General features: G+C 53.7%; 14 protein-coding genes and 1 pseudogene. 6 read left to right on the top strand and 9 right to left on the bottom strand.

Going from position 1 to position 22481, the window contains the following annotated elements; translation table 11 throughout:
* Positions 1–19: 19 nt before the first annotated feature.
* From ASF84_RS28335 to ASF84_RS04845, 8 genes are all read right to left on the bottom strand, one after another.
* Entirely contained in the window at positions 20–1312 is a 1293-nt protein-coding gene (locus ASF84_RS28335) for a glycosyltransferase family 4 protein (protein WP_082481341.1), read from the bottom strand.
* Between the two features lie 5 nt (positions 1313–1317).
* Positions 1318–3120, bottom strand: a complete 1803-nt coding sequence (locus tag ASF84_RS28340; protein ID WP_156684150.1) for a glycosyltransferase family 2 protein — start codon at positions 3118–3120, stop codon at positions 1318–1320.
* A gap of 36 nt (positions 3121–3156) precedes the next feature.
* Entirely contained in the window at positions 3157–4185 is a 1029-nt protein-coding gene (gene galE, locus ASF84_RS28345; RefSeq protein ID WP_082481345.1) for a UDP-glucose 4-epimerase GalE, read from the bottom strand.
* Positions 4186–4338: 153 nt separating this feature from the next.
* Entirely contained in the window at positions 4339–4776 is a 438-nt protein-coding gene (locus tag ASF84_RS28350; protein WP_161959198.1) for a transcription termination/antitermination NusG family protein, read from the bottom strand.
* A gap of 96 nt (positions 4777–4872) precedes the next feature.
* Complete coding sequence (locus ASF84_RS04830) at positions 4873–7266, bottom strand: glycosyltransferase family 2 protein (protein ID WP_056835811.1); 2394 nt, start codon at positions 7264–7266, stop codon at positions 4873–4875.
* Positions 7266–9743, bottom strand: coding sequence for a glycosyltransferase family 2 protein (locus tag ASF84_RS04835; protein WP_056835813.1), 2478 nt, complete (start codon positions 9741–9743; stop codon positions 7266–7268). Before ASF84_RS04835 ends, ASF84_RS04830 begins: the two co-directional genes overlap by 1 nt.
* Before the next feature lie 147 nt (positions 9744–9890).
* The gene (locus ASF84_RS04840; RefSeq protein ID WP_056835814.1) at positions 9891–11261 is read right to left on the bottom strand and encodes a DUF4214 domain-containing protein; all 1371 of its coding nucleotides are present in this window, start codon (positions 11259–11261) and stop codon (positions 9891–9893) included.
* Between the two features lie 18 nt (positions 11262–11279).
* On the bottom strand, positions 11280–12101 hold the full coding sequence (locus tag ASF84_RS04845) for a hypothetical protein (protein WP_056835873.1): 822 nt from the start codon (positions 12099–12101) through the stop codon (positions 11280–11282).
* Between the two features lie 863 nt (positions 12102–12964).
* Between ASF84_RS04845 and ASF84_RS04850 the strand changes: the two genes are divergently transcribed.
* Genes ASF84_RS04850 through ASF84_RS04860 form a run of 3 tightly spaced genes read left to right on the top strand, consistent with a single transcriptional unit; the run spans position 12965 to position 17467 of the window.
* The gene (locus tag ASF84_RS04850; RefSeq protein WP_056835816.1) at positions 12965–14725 is read left to right on the top strand and encodes a type I secretion system permease/ATPase; all 1761 of its coding nucleotides are present in this window, start codon (positions 12965–12967) and stop codon (positions 14723–14725) included.
* Between the two features lie 13 nt (positions 14726–14738).
* Complete coding sequence (locus ASF84_RS04855) at positions 14739–16076, top strand: HlyD family type I secretion periplasmic adaptor subunit (RefSeq protein ID WP_056835818.1); 1338 nt, start codon at positions 14739–14741, stop codon at positions 16074–16076.
* Positions 16073–17467: a TolC family outer membrane protein gene (locus ASF84_RS04860; protein WP_056835821.1), complete on the top strand. Its 1395-nt coding sequence runs from the start codon at positions 16073–16075 to the stop codon at positions 17465–17467. Before ASF84_RS04855 ends, ASF84_RS04860 begins: the two co-directional genes overlap by 4 nt.
* A gap of 556 nt (positions 17468–18023) precedes the next feature.
* Here ASF84_RS04860 and ASF84_RS04865 read toward each other — a convergent pair.
* On the bottom strand, positions 18024–19172 hold the full coding sequence (locus tag ASF84_RS04865; RefSeq protein WP_056835823.1) for a glycosyltransferase family 4 protein: 1149 nt from the start codon (positions 19170–19172) through the stop codon (positions 18024–18026).
* Between the two features lie 287 nt (positions 19173–19459).
* On the opposite strand from ASF84_RS04865, the gene ASF84_RS04870 reads away from it, so the two are divergent.
* From ASF84_RS04870 to ASF84_RS30085, 3 genes and pseudogenes are all read left to right on the top strand, one after another.
* Entirely contained in the window at positions 19460–20878 is a 1419-nt protein-coding gene (locus tag ASF84_RS04870; RefSeq protein ID WP_056835825.1) for a mannose-1-phosphate guanylyltransferase/mannose-6-phosphate isomerase, read from the top strand.
* Positions 20879–21181: 303 nt separating this feature from the next.
* Positions 21182–21529 (top strand): hypothetical protein, encoded by a 348-nt coding sequence (locus ASF84_RS04875; RefSeq protein WP_056835828.1) that lies wholly within the window; start codon positions 21182–21184, stop codon positions 21527–21529.
* Positions 21530–21720: 191 nt separating this feature from the next.
* Positions 21721–22383 (top strand): annotated as a pseudogene (locus ASF84_RS30085) (PAS domain-containing protein); the annotation flags it as partial.
* Positions 22384–22481 lie beyond the last annotated feature (98 nt).

The raw sequence follows: 22481 nt of genomic DNA on the forward strand, positions 1-22481 counted from the left end.
CTACTATCATAAGCTTAACTCAGGCAATTGACGGGGCTAATGATACCACATTAATTTTTGCCAAATTATTCGGACGCTGTAACAGATCTAAATGAACTTTTGCGCAATCAGTATAGCTGATGGGTTTCACGATATTACTGTGCAGTGTCTCCCATTGCCCTTCTGCCGTAGCCGCGCTCAATAAAACTTCGGCAAGATCGATAGAGTTTCTTGCTTCAAAATGAAGACCATCAACACCGTCTTTTACCTTCTCTGCCATACCACCAATATTTGCGCAGATCACAGGCCGGCCGTAAATAAAGGCCTCTTGAATAACCATAGGCGAGTTTTCCCACCAGATCGACGGCACGATAACCCAGTCGACTTTAGACATTCTATTTTTAAGTTGGCTTGCTTGATAAGGGCCTGCCCATCGTACGCACCCTTCAGCAATCAACGGATCCATCATGTCTTTAATACGACGTTGAAATTCATGCGACTGATGCTCGAGATTTGCACCATGAAATTCAACTACCAACTTTTTCCGCTCTTTTGGGGACAAACGACTAATGGCCTCCAGCAGAAGGTCTGCACCTTTGAACTGATTAATCTGACCAAAAAAACCAAATCGATTACGATGGGGAGATGTTATTGGCCTCGGCGGTGCAGGCAAACATTCATCCTGACCATTTTCAATTACAGTTATTTTGTTAGGGTCGATGCCCCAGGCGATATATCGCTGACGAAGGAATTCAGAGGGCGAAACAAAGTGGTCAGCAAATTCAAAATGGTTCTTGATAAACTGCTCTCTCAACCAGAACTGCTCTCGGCTAAAACTCGGTATGCAACGGTGACAATCATCGATCGATGATTCAGTGCACAGCTTATTAGTTCCTGCCTTAACCATTTGGCCTTGCTGGTGACAAATGGCCATGTATTCGTGAAGTGTAACAATCAACTCTGCATCAGGGAGCTCTTGCTTGATGATTCTAAAGTATTCAAGCCCTAGGTGAAAGTAGTGATGCGCATAAACTTTAGTCGGCTTCAGGGCTCTAATCATGGCTCTGAAACTGTGCCAGACCGAATAGGGATTAGCTGCTTTAATTAAAAAAGAATCTCCTAACGACTGCTCCCAAAGATACTCATCCTCACGGCGTGTGCTGAACGCACCAGTTGCACCATTGCCACGGTCTACGCGACCAATAAACCAGGCTTTTTCTACATCTGGATTATTTTTAAAAGCCTTGAACAGGTTATAGGCCGCAATCTCACCACCTCCCAAGTTAAAATCAGGATGGCCATGCGCTAGAACCAATACACGGTGATTACTCATAATTATTACTTAGCCTCGATATCTGTCATAAGGTTTTTAATATCATTGCCCCATTTCTTGCTATGACGCCAAGCATTGTAACGAACGACCAGGGTTCTAAATGATGTGTCACCAAGTAATGTGAACGACTGACGTTCCAAGTGAGTAAGCACTACAGAAGGCAAATAGCCAATTCTTAGACCTTCAGCATGTATTTTCATACACAGATCAGAGTCTTCGAAATCACCGATCAAATAACCTTCGTCAAACCCATCAATTTTTATATAGGTAGCTCTGCTGATTGCCATACAGGCACCCGTTACTGCGGGCTTTTCCATCAGATCTTTAGAGCTATCAATATTTGGGTCCAACCCGGCAAGCGGATGTTTGTTGAGCCAAACGGACCAGCTTTGAGAATAAACAAACTCCATTCCCCCATGCTGGAGGCCACCGTCCGGGAATAGCAACTTCGCACCAATAATGCCATAGTCTTGATTGGCTTCGAGGGCATTGCACAGTTGCTCAACCCAACCGGTGTGTGTCGGGAACACATCACTGTTCAAGAGAATCAAATACTCTCCATGAGAGTATTTTACCCCGAGGTTATTAGCGCCAGAAAAACCTCGATTACGGTGTCCCCATACAAAAGTAAATGGGATCCCATACAGTTTTAGCAGGTTTTCTGCTTCGTTAACCACAGGCGTAATGAGTGCAGGATCATCGAAAACATAGACAATCTCGACATTTTCATAGAATGCTCTGTCTTTAGAGAACTCATTGAGTTGATGTTCTATAAAATCCCAGCGACCATACAATGGAATGATAATACTGTATTTAATATCTTCCTTTTTTTGAACACCAAACTTCCAAACAACAGGGTCAATTTCCGAAAGCCGATGAGCTGCGTTTCGCTCTTCGATTAAAGTACTGATCGCTTCACCTTCCCAACTGTCCAAGCGATAGTTAAAGTCTTGGGCTGGTGTTGGAACTTGAAAAGCATATTTGGCGTAGCTAACAGGATCGTTTGAAATAGGAGTCCATCTGTTTAAAGTGATTTTTTTAAAAACACCCTTATCCTCTTCAACGATGGCCAATAAGTCTTCTGGATCCTGTGGATATGGCCAATTAGTCACAAAGCCTGAGTATATTGTGTGCGAAGCATATTCATCAGAAAAAATTCGAGTAATATCATCACGATGAAATCTCAGACATTGACTTATGTCTTTTTTATTTCCCTTGCTATCCATCAACCATGTTATAACACCAGGTTTGGCAATACACCAGCCTGCAAGGACACCAAACTTTTTTGTTATCGCACCGCAAAAATCAATGTGCGCTTTAGATTTTTTTGAATCAACTAATTCTAGATTTTCAATTTTGCAATCAAGCGTTATTGGCGAAACATATACAGTGCCGCTAATGTTAAATGTCAAAAATAATGGCTTAACTGATTGCTCCGTCGTCACTTTTGTTTTAATGACATAGCCTTTTACAGGTTGACTTTTCCCAATCAGCGCCAAAACATCCGGTCTTTCGACTAACAATGTCTCGCACGGAATGGCTTCGTCAGGCGAGGCTATGCAGAAATTCAGCTGTGTATGCGTTGACCATGCAATAACGGTCATCTCACCATTCTTTATAAAGGCTTCATCGACCTTTATAAGGATCTCTGTGCCACCATTCACAGGGATAATCGATTCTGGCTTTTTCTGAATGTTGTTTATGACAACGGGTGGTGATGTAACGACATTCTTTGGCTTGGCGACTGGAGTACTGACAGCGCTTGTTGGAATAGCTTTGTTTGTGGTGATGGTTTTGGATGGTTTCACAAAATTTTCCTTGAAAGATTACGGCTCATCAGGATGTTATTGAATCTCTGGATACCCTTCCGGGTAGTTACTCTGCCATCGCCACGTATCGAGTATCATGTCGTCTAAAGTTCTTATGGCTGTCCATTTTAATTCACGTGCGGCCTTTTGAGCATCAGCCCATGATGCTGCAATGTCACCAAATCTGCGCTCAGCATAACGATAGGGTATCTGCTTCTCTGCTATTTTTTCAAAAGCATTTACAATTTCAAGCACACTGTAGCCACGACCAGTGCCCAAGTTCCATGTGTGTATACCCGACTCATTGCTTATAAATTTAAGGGCACGTATATGTCCATCGACTAAGTCCACCACATGGATGTAATCCCGCACACCGGTACCATCGTGTGTTGCATGGTCATTGCCAAAAATAGTTAATTCTTTTCTTTTCCCAACCGCCACTTGACTGATATAAGGAAGAAGGTTGTTGGGCGTTCCCTTGGGGTTTTCGCCAATCTGCCCACTTTCATGTGCGCCAATAGGATTAAAGTACCTTAAAATGGCAATGCTCCAGCGCGGGTCAGCAGCACTGAAATCACCAAGCATTTCCTCAATGATCAACTTTGTTCGACCATAAGGGTTGGTGGGCTTTCCTGTGGGCGAACTTTCGCTGATGGGCATATGAGCGGGTTCTCCATAAACGGTAGCTGAAGAACTGAAGATGAATTTGAAAACATTATTGGTTGCCATGCATTTCAAAAGACGCAATGTGCCAACCACATTGTTTTCATAATAGATGACAGGCTCACTGACACTTTCACCTACTGCTTTGAGTCCAGCAAAATGAAAAACGCTGTCAATCTTATATTTTTCAAATATACAACCCAAAAGTTTTTCATCAGAAATATCGCCCTCAAAAAAAACAGGTTTCTTTCCTGTGATTTTGTAGAGATTTTCCAGTGATGACGAAGAGCTATTGCTTAGATTGTCAAGCACTACGACCTGGTGGTCAGCTTCCAACAGTGCCAATACTGCATGTGAGCCAATGTATCCGGCTCCCCCCGTCACCAAAATGGTATTTTTCATGAAGTACTCTTGTAAGACTCTTACTGTTCAGTTTTCGGCACGCTACCGCCCCAAGATTTAGCGTGCATTCTTGACGACGGTGCCTATTTTCATCACGATTCCAGGTTTGCTGTGTCAGCCTATTAAGGATCGTGGCATGTGGTGTATCAACCGTTACATCGTTTTCTGCATAAGCTTGATCAAGAGGCATGTCCTCGTCAATGAGTCAGCTTCTTTGAATATTTCTTCAAGCCATACAGAGTAGTGTTCTCTACTGCAGCTTGTGGTTTGACTCAACGCAAATCCAGATAATCGTTTTTTGATTTCGTCTATAATCGTTGCAGAAACACTTTTAGGCTCGACTCCAAACTGAACAAAACGCTGGATACCTTTGGTCGAGCGAATAGGGGACCAATCTTGATTTCTACTTAAAAAAACGAATATGTAACCAGGAAAAAGCGATTTTTTTACCGGTTTTCCATTGGTTGTCTCGATGACTTCCGGCCGATAACATGTGAATCCCTGCCGCATCAGATTTTCTTCAGCCACATGATCCTGCTTTGCTTTGCACAACAGCACATACCATCCCTTCGCATGAGGGTTGCTGCCCACATGAAGTTCCTGTTTGTTACTGTTCGCGTCATCAGCATGATTCATTATTTGCAGGTCAAGGTTTCGTTAATATGGAATATGTTAATTTTCATAAAATTACCGTTTGGTCTGAACCAATGCCTTACCGGCCCTGACCTTAAGCGGCCGGCACGGTATTGCCAAGCCGCCGTAAGGACCACTCAGGTAGTCCAAACTAAGGGCTGGGTGATAATACAAATCATTCTGACCAACGTGCGACCAGCGCTCAATAAACCCTTGCTGTTCGCGTGATGCACGAGCGCGTTTTTCTGGGATTTGATCCTTACCTCGGCTCGCTGACTCAGCGTGAATCAGTTGTGCAAAAGGCGTCCAGATCAAATGTAAACCTAGTTGCTGAATGCGCAGACACAAATCTACATCATTGAAAGCCACCGGAAAGGCGCGCTCGTCCAGTCCATCCACTGCGTCAAAGATGGATGCTCGTAACAATAGGCAAGCTGCTGTTACGGCACTTTGTCGGCGTGTAATCTGATTCATTCCCAGGTAGCCTGGGTCCTGTTGCTCAAGGTTGTTGCCTGTGTGCGCAGCCAGCCCATTGACTCCCACTACAACACCACCATGTTGAACCATACGATTAGGCCATAACAGCTTGGCCCCAACAGCCCCCACATTCGGGCGTAGCAGCTGACTGACCATCTCTTTCAGCCAGCCCGCTTCGATAATCTCGATGTCGTTGTTGACCAAACCAAGCAGCTCGCCAGTCGCATGATCTGCTGCGTAATTATTGATGGCCGAGTAATTAAAGGGCTGCGGGTAAGGCAGCACTTTTACTCCTTGAGCAGGCAATGCGTCTAAATAACTCAGCGTGGCCGGATCGCTAGATTGATTGTCGACAACGATGATTTCTAGATTCGGATAGTCGGTGTTTTTTAACAAGCCGTCGATACAAGTGCGCAACAGTCCAACTTGATCTCGCGTGGGAACGATTAGACTGACTTTTGGCAGCTCGGCTGGTAGCGGCCATTGTGCATGCAGCAAAGCTGGATACTTAGGCAAGGCCCTTACCAGCGCGCCCGGAGTCAGACACTGGCACAACCAGGCTATGGCTTGGTGACGGTCCATTGAGGCTGCCGCCTCTTCAGGACTGGCCGGAGCCAGATGATGGCGGTGATACAAGACCTGTGGCAGATGCGCTACGCGGGCATGGCTCATTTCAGTTGCCAGTGCGATACCGGCAAGCAGGTAATGCCAGTTAAGTGACTTCAGTCCATCAAGTGGGGTCAATAGAGCCAATGCCTGATTGAGGATGGTTGAACTGAAGATCGCTCCGGGCGTAAAGATATCGGCGCCGATAAACAGGTCAATGTCCCAAACCGGCTTGAACCAAGGCAGACTTCGTTCGCCATGTGAACCGTCACGGTCGCAGTCGGCATATGCCCAAGCATTGCCGTTGTCGAGCAAACCGCTTAAATGCTCAAGTGCATTGACGCCCAGCCGGTCACCATCAAACAGTGGCACGATACGGTCGCACCCATCTTTGAGCAGATGGGCCAGCGCAGGCAGGATGTCTTCGGCCGAGCCCTTGGCGATCTGGTACTGCATTGGTCTCTGGCTACGCAGACTGCCCAGACTGATGCTTTCTAATGCAATATCGCCCTCACTGATCAACAACAGACCCAGTTTACCTTGAGATGGCCGGTTTTTCGGCGGGGCATTGTGTTGAAAGAGTTCGAACCATTGAGGGTAATGCCCGAAGCCTGCGCTCTTGGGTAAGTACAATGCTTGTTCTTTTGCCACTTGAGTGAGCAGTGTCATGGTCTGCTCATCTGGAATCTGGTCATACTGGTGCAGCAAGCCTTCCAGCCCTTCGGGCCAGCAGCACACCTTGATTGGGCTGCCAGCTAAAGGCTGTCCCAAATCATTTTCAACATCTATGATGTGTAGTTTCCCGTCAGCCAATGACCATGGGAGGTCAAAAACAAATCCATGATCGCTACTGCTGCGGTAGCTGAGTGATTGCTGATGCTTATCGCAAAATATCCTACCAAGTACTTTATTACTTTCACGCACTGTAACTTGGACATGTCGCTGTGGCGCTTGTGGATCCCATGACCATCCGCCAATACGCAGTCCGCCGCTATGCCAAACGATAGCCGCTACAGGTGCTGGCTCCTTACTCGGCAAAACAGGTATCTGCAATTGACCATCGAGCCAATGGTCCTGGTTAGCGACCATGGCGCTGATACGTGTAGCACCCTCAAGCCAGTGCTGTTGAAGCTGCGCACTGAAGCCATGAAACTGGTCACCCGCTTGAGCATTGGGCTGGAACTGGTCAGCTCGCACCAAAGCAACACTGGCGCCGTCGATACAAATATCTATGATCAGGCGCTGGTCTGGTTGTGCACTGTTGAACGCCCACCCCTGCAGCACATCCCCGTACAGGCCTGTAATGGCGCCATTGAAAGTAGAGTTTTCGCCTGCGTTGGGCTTGTTCAAGACTTCATTTGGCATCAGACCTGGCCCAGAGAAAGAGGTAGCAGTTTAAAAGAAATTGCGCCGGCCTCATTTGTAAATGTGCCTGGCGGAGCATATAACGGTACGCATAATTCGCTAGCCAGAGCCGGTGCATTCCAATCAGCGTCTGGATTGCACTCTAGGCTTATCGCTGCCTTGCAGCCAGAAAGCAGCATACACTCAACAGCATCAAGGCCTTGAACATTAGGTAAGGCATGAACTGCACCAGTGGCTACCAAGGCTTTACTCCAAGGACTGTTTCCGTAGGTCAACAGTTGTATGGGTAATTTTTCACGAGTGATGCGACGACCTAGCTCAAGCCATTGATGCGCCAGTTCGGCACTGTGCAACTCATCTGCAATCAATAGCACACTGGAGGTGTTTTTGGCTGCCGCAACGAATCTGTGCTGTTTACCAACAGAAAACTTTACGGTTGGCAGTGCTGTAGCGTAGCGCTTTTGCAAAGCTTTAAAAGGAAGCTGGACGCTGCTTGCCAATTGTGCAAAAGCAGACCAGTCATACGAACTGTCTGACTTCAACAACTGATCGTCTCGGCAAACAACACGATACGGCTTACCTAACTGATGAGGTAAATCGAGTAATAAGCGAGGGCAACTGTTCAGTTGCTGATAAAAAATCTCATCAATCGGGAGGATTTTAAGGTCCTCTAATAAGCGCTCATGTTCAGAAGGCCAGAGGTAGTCAAGACTAAAAGCAAGCGGTTGTAGGTTCGCTTGAAGCGTTACCCAGACCTGCTGGTTTTCATATCGCCAGATGAGGCTCAGTGGCATGTCATCGAGTTTGCCAGTGTGCAGATGTAGCTGTTTCAAGCCCGTCTTAGGCCATCGTCTCTCTGGATGTGTCGCGATGTGATCGCTTAGCTCACCAAGACGAGCACGTTGTAGCGCCTGCCGTGCCGGTTTTATAGTGTCTCTCAAACAAAAAGCGCTATACCGCGCCGAAGCATCCGGATAACGCTTTCTGAGAATGGCGTTGTTGTACGCCACACGAATGATCTTTTCGTCGCCAAACGACGCACCGCCCTGGTGCGCCACAAACACATTGGGCGCGCCCATGTGTCGCCAGCCATGGCTACGGGCGCGCAGGCACCAATCGGTTTCTTCACCGTAGCCGCGCATCAGGTGCACCTCGTCGAGATAACCGACCTCGACGATGGCGCGACGCTTGATGTACAGGCAAAAGCCACAACCGGTCTCGATTTCCATGGCCGGGCTATCGGTCTGGCGCGCCAGATCGTCCAGGTGTGCCTGTTGCTCGGCGGTGGGCATGGGGTGGCTGACCCGGCTTTCGGGAAAGCTCATCAGCTCGCCGTTATTGGTAAACGGCGTCACCGACGCAATGCCTTTGTCGCTGTAGGCGACCGCGCGCAGGCGATCCAGCCAGTCACCGTGCACGCGGGTATCGGCGTTGAGCCATACCACGTCGCGCTCCGGACTCAGGGCCATGCCGCGATTGACGTTGCGGATAAAGCCCAGGTTCACCGGGTTGATCACATGCTCGATGTCGCCGGCGGCGGCCATGGCCAGCAGCGCCTCGCGTAGCTGGGCATTGGGGGTGACATCATCCAGTACCACCAGACGATGCGCCGTGCGGTTCGCACCCCGACTGCGGATGACGCTGTTCAGACACTCGAGGGTTTCTTCATAACCGTCATACACCGGCACCAGGATATCGACCGGCTCTTGGCGGCTGCGGGTCTTGCCCACTTGCACCGGTGACACGAAAGGCGGCTGATTCAACAGCGGGCTGCCCAGCAAGGGCGTACCGTCGCTGAACTGCACGTCCAGCGTGAGTGCCGCATCGCGGATGATTTCCTGAATGCCACCATGGGCAGCCGGAAAGCCCGCCTGGGTCAGCAGCGGGTGAGGTTTGTCGGCCGCACATTGAGTGCTTTGCCCGGCATTGATAATGCTCAGGCCAACGACCGATCCAGGATTTCTAAGATCCACGGCCCAACCTTGGACCTCACCGGTTTCAACCTCATAGGTCACTACGCCCACGCTGGCCAGCGGGTTGGGCTGGGTGGCCAGCAGGCTCAGCACCAGGTGCAGCTCTTTAGGGTCAGTGATTTCCGGCAGGCGGGCGAGGATCTGCTTGCGCAGTTTTTCGGGGGTTTCGGTTTTACTGCGGACTTGCCAGAGCATGATGCGCAACGCCGGGTCGGCGGGCATCTGTTGCCAGGCAGCGGTCAGTTGCCGTGCAGCGAGCGCGGGCTGCTGCTGGGCGAGAATGCTGCGACCTACAAGTGCACGAACGTCAGCCCGGTCGGGCAGCGCATTGGCGGCACTGGTGAGGTAGATGAATGCGTGGGTGGGGCGTTGTTCCTGCAGCGCTTGAATACCTTTCCAGATCAAGGCTTCAGGACGGTATTCGGGGGTTTGCAGCGCACGTTCCAGACAAGCCGCGGCATCGCCATGCTGGCCGCTTTGGCGCTGGCGATGGAAATGATCCATGAGCGTGCCTCGCTCATGTACGACGTCTTTAGACATGGGCATGGTATTTCGCTGTTAAATGAAAGAGGGGCGCCCGAAGGTGCCCCTTTTTGAAAACCCCCAGCCTTGCGGCTGGAGGTGTTCAGCTTTGTTGCAGCGGAGCAGTGATTAGACTGCGCCTGGCACCACGATTACGTGGGTAGCGTCGGCGTTCAGGTCAGCCTGACCGATGACCGATACAACCACGTCTGCGTGCGAAGCACCGCTTTCCAGGGCCAGCAGGTAGCCAGCTTTGGTTGCAGCATCGCCACCAACAGTTTCGAACAGCGAGTCAACGAACTCGGTGTTGGTCTTGGTGTTGGCTTCAGCCGAGGCGAAGATGTCGTTGGCGACGTCAGTGCGCGAAGCACCCGACTCCAGCAGCGAGATCCAGCCATTGGTTTCAGCACCTACGGTGTCACGGCCCAGTGCAGCTTCGTACAGAGCGGAGACGAACGAGTCGTTGCTCAGAGCCGAGGCTTCAGCGGAACCAGCGATACCGGCGATCACGTCGCTACGGCTTGCACCTTGTTCGAACACCGACAGCCAGCCGTTCAGGCCAGTGTCGTCAGTCTCACGACCGAACAGACCGGTGTACAGGTCGCTCAGGAAGTCAGTGCGTTCGATGGTCTGATACTCGTTCGAGTTCAGGAAGTCACCAACAACGGCTTCCAGCGAAGCGCCACCGTCAACAGCGTTGATGAAGTTAGCAGCGCCGTCCTTGTCTGCATCACGGCCCAGCAGGGCTTGGTACAGGCTCAGAGCTTGTGCTTCTTCTTGCGACTCAACGATGGTCAGAGTTTCGCCACCAGCGAAGGTTACGATCTCGCCGCCAGTTACGGTAACGCTGTTGCCAGCCGAACCGTTAACACCGGTCAGAACCAGTGCTTCGCCGTCAGCCGATACCGACTTGGTGAAGTCAGCGAAGTTAGCAGTCACTTCGATGGTGTCGTAGCCAGTGCCTGCGTCGATAACGTCGTTACCTTCGCCAGTCACGATGACGTCATCGCCGCTGTCGGTAGTGATGGTGTCGTTGCCAGCGCCGCCAGCTACCAGTACGTTTTCAGTACCGTTGTAGGTGATGGTGTCGTCGCCGTTACCGCCAACTACTACGCGAGCAATACCGTCAACGTCAGCAACGGCAGCTACAGCTACGTCGCCAGCAACGCGAGCCGAGGCAGCAGCGTCGTCGCCGATGGTCAGGGTCACGTCAGCTTCGCTGTCGATGATGATAACTGGAGCGTTTTCAGTGCCAGTAGGCAGAGTCAGATCAACCGGGGCGGTGCCAGCAACGTTGATCGACAGAACGTCGATAACTTGACCAACAGGTGCATTGACAGCACCAACGCCATTCCAGCCGGCTACAACCAGGGATGCCGAAGAATCCAGGCCCAGTACGCTGTTGATAGCAGCAGCGGTGGAGTCGGAAATGTTGGTGTTGGTAGCCAGTGCTGCTGCGAATTCAGTGCTCGTTACTGGGGTATCGTATTGCAATGCCATGAGTCAAATCCTGCCATATCAGGCCAATTGGCCTATGTTGCTATCTGTCTGCGTAATCGCAGGTTGTTCCCTGAGAGATGTATGGCGGAGGGCGTTGATCTCGTTTCTGGGAGTAATCGTTAAATTCAGTGCAACCAGAGGCTCAGTGCCGCTGGGTCCAAAAATCATCTGGTCGCTCACAATGGCTTGTCGCTCGCCACCAGCAAATACCGCATGGCCGGCCAGTTCATAGTCGGCGCGTTCTGCGCCAATCAGGCTGAAGCCTACCGCTACGATTGCTGCAGCTTTATTACGAGCACCTGTGAAGCTACCTGTCGTCACTTTCTGGCCTGGGCCTGCACCTGCCAGCGTGGTGGTGTAAGCCAGATCAATACCTTGAGGCTTGTTTGCCCAATTAATGGCAAAGCCTTCAAGGCGATTTTGCCCGGCTTCATCGCCCAGGCACTGGTTAATGACCGTGACATCGCCGGTTTGTTCGATATGACCGGTCAACGTCAATACGACTGCACCAGAAGCGGTGCTGGGCAGGGCTGCAGTGTCTGGAGCAGAAATGTTAGGTTTGAGATTGCGCATGATGGCCGGCGAGGTGTCGATGCGATCAATACGCAAATCCACTGGCTCAACTTCATGATTAGCCAAGAAGTACTCGGTGATCAGAACCGTGGTGACGCCGCCTTTGACACGGCCGATGATGCAGTCACCCAGCTTGGTGAGAATGTTCTTGCTCACGCCTTCAGCCGGAAAAAAATCGATCGCACCCTTGCCCAGCGGCGCTTGCTGCAAGGCGATGCAGACGCTTTTTTCAGCGGTGGGCTGGGAGGCGTAGCGGAAAATGTACATTCCCGGTTCCAGCAGGGTGATCCGGGAATTGATTTTCAGGCCATCGTGTTTTTGCGACTGCACTCAATAAGCTTCCTTCTCATCTTGAGCGGCTACATCTATTAGCGGCGTCGAAGCCGCTAACCAACTTCTCTAGATGTAATTGTTCAGGCGACCCAGTTCGAGTCACGAAGTCGAGAGGGTAATCCATTTGTGGGAAAAGTCAATTGACTTGATAGGAAAATTCCATAGGCGGTGTGGGAAATTTTCCCTGCCTCGAGATGAGCCTGCCATCGAAAACTGACCTGTGATAGTGCAATGCATGTTCATCTTGACCTAAGACGAGGCTACTACCCGCAAGGCGTCTCCGCAGCCCAGTCGACGCATGCTCGACGTCGTACGACATCGCCTCCCAAGCAAGGATTCCGGCCTTTCGGGCCCTTTCGAACCCGCCCACAGGTAAAAAACGCTTGGTATTATTTTTCTCCCCACGGAACAAATGATGGCGAACGCTGTCCTCATGAACCACAGGTTTGTATATGTCATGGAGAGCTGCTGATAATTGCTGTAGCGCGACATGCAAGTTATGCCGCGGCGTTATTTGCTTATGCAGGATCCTCAGTGGTGGCAGGCTCGCTAAGACAGCCCCCTCTAGCGCGCACCTAAGACTGCTATTTGCATTTTTCACAAGAAAAATGGAACTTTTTTTGAAGTTAAGAAGCGGCGCTTGGCATTTTTTCAGACGCTTGCCAATGCTTTTGGGGAAATATTCACTTGTGTTTAACAGCGCTTTGGTTAATTTGATGGCCCTCTAATGCTGCACCTGCACCAAGGCCGGTGCTACACTGCCGCGCCTTTGCCGCCCCCTCATCAGTACGGATTCTATGAGTCGTTCACACGAAAATAATTTGCAGGCAGCCCTCAAGCTCTGCAAAAGCAGTTTTCTCTCCGTTGGCTTCTTCAGCCTGTTCGTAAACGCCTTGATGCTGGTTCCTACCTTCTACATGATCCAGGTTTCTGGACGAGTGGTGCCTACCTCAAGCACTCCAACCCTGATCATGTTGACCCTGATTCTGACCATCCTGATGCTGACCTTGGGGTCTCTGGAATGGGTTCGTTCAAGAATTATGGTGCGTATCAGTAACCGCTTGGACGTCTTGCTCAGCCGCGATGTTTACCGAGCCAGCTTTAAAAAAGCACTCAACAGTGGTGGTATGGATGCATCGGCGCAGCCGCTGAATGATCTGACGTCCTTAAGGCAGTTTCTGACAGGTAACGGTCTTTTTGCCTTTTTCGATGCGCCTTGGCTGCCGATCTATACCGCTGTCATGTTCCTTTTCCACCCCTGGTTCGGCTGGATGACCGTTGCGTCTGCAATTGTCTTGGTTGTGCTGGCCTTTCTGAATCAGCGTTACACAGGTAAAGCTCTTGCGGACGCTAACCAGCAAAGCGTGATCGCTAATTTGCAGACCACCAAAACGCTACGCAACGCCGAGGTCATCGAGTCAATGGGTATGCTCGATACCCTTATGGGGCGCTGGGCCAAGCGGCAGCGGCGCGTTTTGGTACTGCAGTCCAATGCCAGTGACAAAAGCAGTGTTATCAGCTCGATTTCTCGGATATTCCGGTTGTGGGCTCAATCAATGATGCTGGCTATCGGTGCGTACTTGGTCATTCTTCATGAAGTGAACCCTGGTTTGCTGATGGCAGGTTCGCTCTTGCTAGGACGTGCGCTTTCACCTATCGACCAAATGATTGGTAGTTGGAAAGGGTTTATCTCAGCACGCGTGCAATATGAGCGCTTGAACGAGACCATGGAACACCTTAACGCTGAGCCTCAGCGCATGACACTGCCTGACCCCGAGGGCCATATTCAGGTCGAGAATCTGGTGGTTTCTCCACCAGGTGCAAAATCTGCCGTCATTCGTAATATCAGCTTCGTGGCTCCAGCCGGCAGTATCGTAGGTATCGTCGGTCCTAGCGGTGCAGGCAAGTCGACCTTGGCTCGTGCGCTGCTGGGCATATGGACTCCAAAGGGTGGTACGGTCCGCCTGGATGGAGCTGATATAAGCAGTTGGGATAAAGAGCTTCTTGGTCCGCATCTGGGCTATCTACCCCAGGATATCGAGCTGTTCGAAGGGACCATCAGCGATAATATTGCCCGCTTCGGCAAGGTTGATCCTGACAAGGTTGTCTTGGCTGCACGTATGGCCGGTGTGCATGAACTGATCCTGCAACAGCCTGATGGCTACGACACCGTGATCGGCAGCGAAGGCATCAACCTGTCGGGTGGCCAGCGTCAGCGTGTCGGCCTGGCACGTGCCTTGTATGGCAGTCCCCGCCTGATCGTGCTCGATGAACCCAATTCCAACCTGGATGATGTCGGCGAGCGTGCATTGAGCGTGGCCTTGCAGAAGGTCAAGGAAACCGGCGCCACGGTTTTCATCATCTCGCACCGACCAAGCATCCTGTCACGCCTTGATCGGGTAATGGTGTTGAGCAATGGCACCATAAGCATGTATGGCGCACGCGAACAGGTAATTGCCGAACTCGCTCAGCAGCAGGCCAAAGCAGCGCAACTTCAGGCTCAACAGAAAACGGCCTCAACCGGTACCGACGTTGCTCCCGCGCAACCTGGCGCGTGAAAGGAATTTGTAGATGAGCAGTAAAGCAGTGAATGTGCTCGAAAAGCATTCCGATGAGCAATCTGATGATATGCCGACTTCCGATCGCGGTATTCGCCGCATCGGGATGACAATCGTACTAGTGACTTTCGGCCTTTTTGGTACTTGGGCAGCCTTCGCGCCACTGGACAGCGCTGTATACGGCACCGGTGTGGTAACGGTACAGAGCTATCGGAAGACGGTTCAGCATCTGGAAGGCGGTATTGTCAAGGAGTTGCTGGCACGTGACGGTGACACGGTACATAAAGGCGACCCACTGATCGTCTTGGATGAAGCACAGCTAAGTGCTGAATATGAATCCACTCGCAACCAGTTGGTTTCTGCCAAGGCAAAGGAAGCACGCTTGCGGGCCGAGCGCGATGATCTTGACGAAATACCTGCGTTAGTCATTAAAGATACTGATAGCCAGCGTGCGCAAGAAGCGATTGAAGGCGAGGCACAGGTATTCAGGGCACGCAAGCTCTCCAGGCAGGGAGAGATCTCTGTACAGCGAGAGCGTATCGGCCAGTTGAAGCAGCAGATCATTGGCCTTAAGGACATGATTCGCACAAAGGGCAGCTTGCAACGCTCTTACAGCAGTGAAATCAGCGAACTCAAGCCTTTGCTGGCACAGGGATTCGTCGAAAAACAGCGATTACTCGAGCAAGAGCGTCGGTTAGACATGCTCAAGTCTGAGGTGGCTGACCATGAATCGACGATCACCAAAACCCAGTTGCAGATCAGCGAGACCGAACTTCAGATCGTACAACTGAACAAGAAATTCAGTTCTGATGTAGTGAATGAACTGAGCGATGTACAAGCCAAGGTATTCGACCTTCAGGAGAAGGCATCAGCCCTTGAGGACCGCCTGTCACGAGTTGTAATCCGCGCGCCCGAAGACGGCATGGTACTGGATATGAAGGTGCACACCGTTGGTGGTGTGGTCAGCCCTGCAACGCCATTGCTGGACATCGTGCCGGAGTCTTCCGAACTGGTTGTCGAAGCGCATATTTCGACAGTGGATATCGACCGTGTCGAATTGGGTAAGCTGACTGACATTCGCTTTAGTGCCTTTAATAGCGCCACAACTCCAGTGATTGAGGGCACCGTCGTTCGTATCTCTGCTGACCGTCTGACTAACGAACAAAACGGCGAAGCTTACTATCTGGTACGAGTGAAGCTCACGGATGATGGTATTAAGAAGCTTGCAAACCGTAGGCTGCAGCCTGGCATGCCAGCCGATGTGCTGATCAATGCTGGTGACCGCACGATGCTTGAGTATTTGCTCAAGCCAGCTCGCAACGTCTTGGCCAAATCGATGATCGAGGAGTGACCGTGCTGCGTTTATTACCACTCGTTCTGGCCTTGGGCCTGACTGTTCCCCAAGCCCAGGCCGCCCAGCCGGATGCGCCTCAGGTCACTCGTGAATCGCTGCAGACCGTCGACCTGATGGAGCTGTTTCGACAGTCGCGCCTTGAGGACCCGCGTGTTCTGGCAGCCTACCTGCGTGCCAAGTCGGCGGTCGAGAAAGAGCGTGAGGCCTTCGGTACGTTGCTGCCGCAGGTGTCGGCCAGCGGCAGTTTCAACCGGGTACTGCGCAAGGCTGAAGAGCGCGAGATTTATAACAACTCCAGCTATGGCCTGAGCCTGACCCAGCACCTGTACAACAAGGCGGTCTGGGAGGGCTATCAGAAGTCCAAGAGCGTCACCAAGCAAAAGGGCCAGCAGGCCGACGATGCCCAGGCGGAAGCCACGGTCGATCTGGCCCAGCGTTACTTTGTTGCGCTGTCGGCCGATGACGAGCTGGAGCTGTTGATGGCCGAGCGGCGTGCCACACAGAAGAACCTGGACCTGGTGTCGGCGCTGTACGAGCGTCAGTTTGCCAAGAAGACCGATGTGCTGGACCTCAAGGCGCGGGTCGATTTGCTGGCGGCGCAGGAGATCGAGGCACGCAATCAGGTGCGCATCACGCGAGCCGCGTTATCGGAGCTGGTGGGGCGGCCAATTGTTGAGCCGTTGAGCCGTATTCGTAACGACATTGCCTTTCAGGTGCCGGGCAACTCGCTGGAAAGCTGGGTCGCGCAAGCGATGGACAGCAACCCGATGCTCAAGTCGCGTGAAAGCAACGTCGAGGTTGCCAATGCGGCCGTGCGCGAGGGCAAAGGCGGGCATTATCCGACCTTGGGCTTCAGCCTCAGTGGTCAGCAAAGTGACGTCGGTTACGACAATACGCTGACCAACCGCACTGACAGCTATGTAGCCAGTATCAATTTGAAGGTGCCGATCTACAGCGGTGGCTCCACTTCGGCGCGGGTGCGGGGTCTGTATGACGAGCAACTGGCGGTCGAGCAGGAACTTGAGGCCGCGCGCCGCCAGGTGGTCAAGGAGACGACCAATTCGTACCTGACCGCGTTTTCCAGTGTCGAGAAGGTGCGCGCCAACAAGAACGCACTGGAGTCGGCCAAGGAGTCGAGCAATGCTGCCGAGCAGGCGTTCAAGTATGGCGTGGTGAATGCGGTGGATGTGCTCAACAGCGTGCAGACCGAGTTCAAGGCACGGCGTGACCTGCTCAAGGCGCAGTACGATTTCATCACCAACCTGTTCATCCTGAACCGCTGGGCCGGTCGCCCGCCGCAGGACAGTGTCGACAGCGTCAATGTGTGGCTGGGCGGCACCGCCGTGGCCCAGGAACCGGCCAAGCCGGCCCCGACCGGGATTCGCTGAAAGAGCCCCTCTCACAAGCTGATCTGCCTCCTCCCCCAGGTTTGATAAGCGCCCCGGATCTTGTGCCTGGCACAAGACCTGTGGGAGGCAGCACTACAGCATCTGTGGGAGGCAGCAAGCTGCTGGCGATGGCTATCGGGCAGACGCAGCAGGTGTTTTGGACTTGCTGGCCTCATCGCCGGCAAGCCGCCTCCCACAGGATTGATGTCGCCCAGGGTCTCAGGCCTGGCATCAGACTGTGGGAGGCAGCTTGCTGGCGATGGCTATGGGACTGGCGCAGCAGGTGTGTTGGTCTTGCTGGCCTCATCGCCTGCAGAGCAGCCTCCCACAGGTTTGATGTCGCCCAGGGTCTCAGGCCTGGCATCAGACTGTGGGAGGCAGCTTGCTGGCGATGGCTGTGTGACAGGCGCAGTAGGTGTATGGGCCTTGCTGGCCTCATCGCCTGCAGAGCAGCCTCCCACAGGTTTGATGTGACCCTGAATTTCGGGCCTGGCACCAGTCTGTGGGAAGCAGCTTGCTGGCGATGGCTGTGGGGCAGGCGCAGCCGGTTTGCGCGTCAGTGCTTTTGCGCCAGTACCTTTCGATACACGTCCAGCGTCTGCTGTGCACAGGCGCTCCAGGTGAACTGGCGGGCGCGCTCCAGGCCGAGGCGGACCTTGCGGGCGCGTTCTTCAGGCTGGGCCAGCACGGCCTGCATGGCGGCGCTGATGCTGTCGGCATTGTTGGGGTCGACCGGCCAGGCGGCTTCGCCGGTGACTTCCGGCAGCGAGGTGCTGTTGGAGGCGATCAGTGGGCACTGCGCGGCAAAGGCTTCGATGGCCGGCAGGCCGAAACCTTCGTACAGCGAGGCAAACACCAGGGCGCCGGCGCTTTGCAACAGGGCGAATACATCGCTTTGCGGCAGGTAGCTCAGCCAGCGCCCTTCCCCACGCTGTTGCAGCGCTTCAAGCCTGGGCAGCAGCGCTTCGTTGTGCCAGCCATCGCGACCGACCACGATCAGCGGATGCTGCTGGCGCACCTCGGCGGGCAATTGCTCGAAGGCGTCGAGCACCCGCAGCAGGTTCTTGCGCGGTTGCAGGGTGCCGATGGACAGGAAAAAGCCCGGCTGCAGGCCATGCCTGGCCAGTACCGCTTCACGCTCGGCGTCTTCCACGCGCTGGAAGTACACCGGGTCCACGCCCAGCGGGGTGACGCTGATGCGCTCAGGCTCGATCCCCAGGTGCGTGACCATGTCCTGCTTGCTGTATTCGGAGATGGTGATGATGTGGTCGGCGCGGTGGATGCTGTTGACGAACAGCCAGCTTTTCAGGCGTTTGAGGTCTTGCTTGATCCACTCCGGATGCAGCAGCGGGATCACGTCCATGATGGTGGCGATGGTCGGCACACCGCGGATCAGCGGAATATGGTGGTCGGTGGCATGGAACAACTGCACGTCGCGAGCGATGTCGGCCGAGCGGCTCAGGGGGCATTTGAGCACCCCGCCGAGCACGGCATGGATGCGAAAGTCCCTGGCCAGCACTTGCGGTGCGCCAAAGGGCATGGGCGGCAGGTTCTTGCCAAAGGCATAGGGCTTGATGCGCAGCGCGTTATCCTGGCTCAGGGCCGTCAGGCCTTGCCAGAGTGCCTGGGAATAGATACCGATACCGTCCAGATGTCCCGTTCGTGCGCCACCGGCCCAGACGGTGCAGCTCAAGCCTATATCCATGTTTTGCTGTTCTCTACTTCAATCGGTTGAATCGCGATGTTCAGGGTATTTCGGCGGCGAATAGCGTCAATTCGGGCCAATCACTGCAGGCGCTGCCAGGCAGGGCGCGCAGACTACCATGTGCTGACTGGCTGGATATGCATTGACATCAGGCCATACGGGAAATTTCCGGGCGTTTTGAAGGTCGTACTCGCGCGCGGGCGTATTGAGCGTGTATTGCATCCCTATTACAGCCCCCGGATAATGCCGGCCTCATGACGCCTTCATGGCTAAGGAATGGAGTTTCTATGTTCACCCCCGTAATTCTGGCTGGCGGTAGTGGTTCGCGTCTGTGGCCCCTGTCGCGACAGAGCTTCCCTAAACAGTTCCTGGCACTGGACGGTCAGGACCAGGGAACGATGTTTCAGCGCACGCTGGCGCGCCTGCAAGGCCTGGAGCATTCCCCGGCCGTGGTGGTGAGCAACGAGAATCATCGCTTTATCGTCGCCGAGCAATTGCGCGTGGCGAAGATCGGCAGCCGCCGCATCATTCTTGAACCGCTGGCGCGCAACACCGCACCGGCGATCGCCCTGGCTGCGCTGGAAGCGACCGCCGATGGCACGGATCCTGTGCTGCTGGTGCTGGCCGCCGATCACCATATTCATGACGAAGACGCCTTCCGTCAGGCCGTGCAAGTGGCCCAGGCGCATGCCGAGGCCGGCCGCCTGGTGACCTTCGGCATTACCCCGACGCATCCGGAAACCGGCTTTGGCTACATCCAGTGCGGCCAGGCCATCGATCAGGGCGGCTTTGCCATTGCGGCGTTCAAGGAAAAACCGTCGCCTGAACTGGCGGCTGAATACCTGGCGTCTGGCAGCTACCTGTGGAACAGCGGTATGTTCATGTTCCGCGCCTCGGTCTTTCTGGCCGAGCTGGAGCGTCATCGCCCGGACATCCTCAATGCCTGCCGCGTAGCGCTGGCACACGCTCAGGTCGACAGTTACTTCTCGCACGTGCCGGCCGAGCAGTTCGCGCTGTGTGCCGACGAGTCGGTGGATTACGCGGTCATGGAGCACACCGGCGCCGGGCTGGTCGTGCCGCTCGATGCCGGCTGGAACGACCTGGGCAGTTGGGCGGCCATCTGGGATGTGGGCCCGCACGATGCCAACGCCAACCGCCTCGAAGGCGATGTGCTGGCGATCGACACCAATAACTGCCTGGTGCAGTCGCACCACCGTCTGGTGGCCACGGTCGGCGTCGAGGACCTGATTGTCATCGAGACCAAGGATGCCGTGCTGGTTGCCAACAAGCACGACAGCCAGCAGGTCAAGGATGTGGTCAAGCGCCTGCAGGCCGAAGAGCGTCCGGAGTTTGTCACTCATCCATTGGTCAATCGCCCGTGGGGTCACTACGACACGATCGACATGGGCGACCGTTATCAGGTCAAGCGCATCAGCGTATTGCCGGGCGAGTGCCTGTCGCTGCAGATGCACTACCATCGCGCTGAACACTGGATCGTGGTATCCGGCACCGCCAAGGTCATTTGTGGCGAGCAGGAGCTGATCCTCTCCGAGAATCAATCGACCTATATCCCGCTGGGCGTCAAGCACTCGCTGGCCAACCCGGGCAAGGTGCCGCTGGAGCTGATCGAAGTGCAGTCCGGTGCCTACCTGGGCGAGGACGATATCGTGCGCTTCGAAGACCGTTACGGGCGCTTGCCGAAGTAATCAGATCGCGCAGTGTTCAAGGTGTAGTAGGAGCGCGCTTGCCGGAATGCCGGACCACCACGACCGAGTGCGCTAGCGCTCGTAAATTTGTAGCGTTTCGCAGATTTACAGTCGTAAATTTGTAGCGTTTCTGAAATTTTGCGAGCGCTGCGCACTCGGTCGCGGGCAAGCGCGCTCCTACGGGTAACCAGGTCACGCGAGGTGGGCAAGCCGGATGATTTCTTTCATCCGGCCCGCGACAGGGCAGGTTTTCGCTATTATTATGGCGATTCAATATCACTCCCCTCCTCGTTCGAGAATCCCATGAAGAAAGCCCTTGCTGCTATTGGCGCGTCGATCCTGTTGATGCAAGCCGTGCCTGCTGTTGCTGCAACGATCAAGATCGAGAACAAGTCGTCCTGGGAAATCCACGAGATCTATTTCGCGCCGACCAGCCAGGAAGACTGGGGTGATGACCACTTGGGCAAGCAAGTACTCAAGCCAGGTATGGTCCTGAGCCTGACCAATGTCAAACCGGGCAAATGGGATGTGCGCCTGGTGGATGAAGACGCCGACGAGTGCATCGTCGAAGGCCAGAAGATCAGCGCGTCGGAAAAATTCGTGATCGAAGACGAAGACCTGCTCAGCTGCCAGGCCGGCACTGATCAGTAAGCGTCGGTTCATGATGAAAAGCCTCGATTATTCGAGGCTTTTTGCATTCTATGGCCGGTATTTTTAAAACCCCGACTACGCTTGCCGATAACAGAGTGTCCCCTCTCATTATCGTCGGTGTTGCCATGTTCAATTCTCGCTTGAAAACGGAGTTACAGGCGCTGCAGTCCGAGTTGTCGATGTACCGGCAAATGCAAAAAGGCGTTGATGCCTGCCTGATAAGCCTGACGCTGGATACCCGGTTTCATATTGTCGATGCCAACGATCGATTCCTGCGCATGCTCGGCTATCGGGCCGATCAGTTATTGGGCAAGCCGATGGACGACCTGGTGCCCGGTTACGTCAAGCAGCTCGATTGCTACCGCAACCTCAGGCTGGGAGTGCAGAAAGGTGAGGCGGTGACCGATACGTATCGCTTTTTGCGGGCCGACGGTAGCCTGGCCTGGATCAGCGCCATCTGGCAGCCGATCATGGATCAGACCGGACAGTTGCAGAGCATTCATTGTCGTGGTTCGGACATCAGCAAAAGCATCGACACAGCCGCCGAGAACGCCGCCTTTATCCAGGCCTTGCTGCGCTCTACTGCGGTGATCGAGTTCGACCTGAGCGGGCATGTGCTGACCGCTAACGAGCAGTTCCTGCACGGCATGGGCTACACGCTGGCGCAGATCAAGGGCAAGCACCACAGCCTGTTTTGTGACCCGGGCGAGGTTGCTTCCAGCGGCTACAAGGATTTCTGGACCACCCTCAACCGGGGTGAGTTCGTCGCCAGCCGTTTCAAGCGGGTCGACAGCCACGGCCGCCCCGTCTGGCTGGAAGCCACCTACAACCCGGTGCATGACGCCCAGGGCAAGCTCTACAAGGTGGTCAAGTTCGCCACAGTGGTGACCGACCAGGTGGCCCGCGAAGAAGAAGTCAGCCAGGCGGCGAGCATTGCGTTCGAGATTTCCCA

Source organism: Pseudomonas sp. Leaf127 (genome assembly GCF_001423155.1).
GTDB classification, from domain to species: Bacteria; Pseudomonadota; Gammaproteobacteria; order Pseudomonadales; family Pseudomonadaceae; genus Aquipseudomonas; species Aquipseudomonas ovata.

Bases quoted from the DNA above. Each gene is read 5' to 3' on its own strand.
- ASF84_RS04855 (WP_056835818.1), top strand. From the start codon at position 14,739: ATGAGCAGTAAAGCAGTGAATGTGCTCGAAAAGCATTCCGATGAGCAA.
- ASF84_RS04875 (WP_056835828.1), top strand. From the start codon at position 21,182: ATGAAGAAAGCCCTTGCTGCTATTGGCGCGTCGATCCTGTTGATGCAA.
- ASF84_RS28335 (WP_082481341.1), bottom strand. From the start codon at position 1,312: ATGAGTAATCACCGTGTATTGGTTCTAGCGCATGGCCATCCTGATTTT.
- ASF84_RS04840 (WP_056835814.1), bottom strand. From the start codon at position 11,261: ATGGCATTGCAATACGATACCCCAGTAACGAGCACTGAATTCGCAGCA.
- galE (WP_082481345.1), bottom strand. From the start codon at position 4,185: ATGAAAAATACCATTTTGGTGACGGGGGGAGCCGGATACATTGGCTCA.
- ASF84_RS04830 (WP_056835811.1), bottom strand. From the start codon at position 7,266: ATGCCAAATGAAGTCTTGAACAAGCCCAACGCAGGCGAAAACTCTACT.
- ASF84_RS04835 (WP_056835813.1), bottom strand. From the start codon at position 9,743: ATGGATCATTTCCATCGCCAGCGCCAAAGCGGCCAGCATGGCGATGCC.
- ASF84_RS04865 (WP_056835823.1), bottom strand. From the start codon at position 19,172: ATGGATATAGGCTTGAGCTGCACCGTCTGGGCCGGTGGCGCACGAACG.
- ASF84_RS04845 (WP_056835873.1), bottom strand. From the start codon at position 12,101: ATGTACATTTTCCGCTACGCCTCCCAGCCCACCGCTGAAAAAAGCGTC.
- ASF84_RS04850 (WP_056835816.1), top strand. From the start codon at position 12,965: ATGAGTCGTTCACACGAAAATAATTTGCAGGCAGCCCTCAAGCTCTGC.
- ASF84_RS04870 (WP_056835825.1), top strand. From the start codon at position 19,460: ATGTTCACCCCCGTAATTCTGGCTGGCGGTAGTGGTTCGCGTCTGTGG.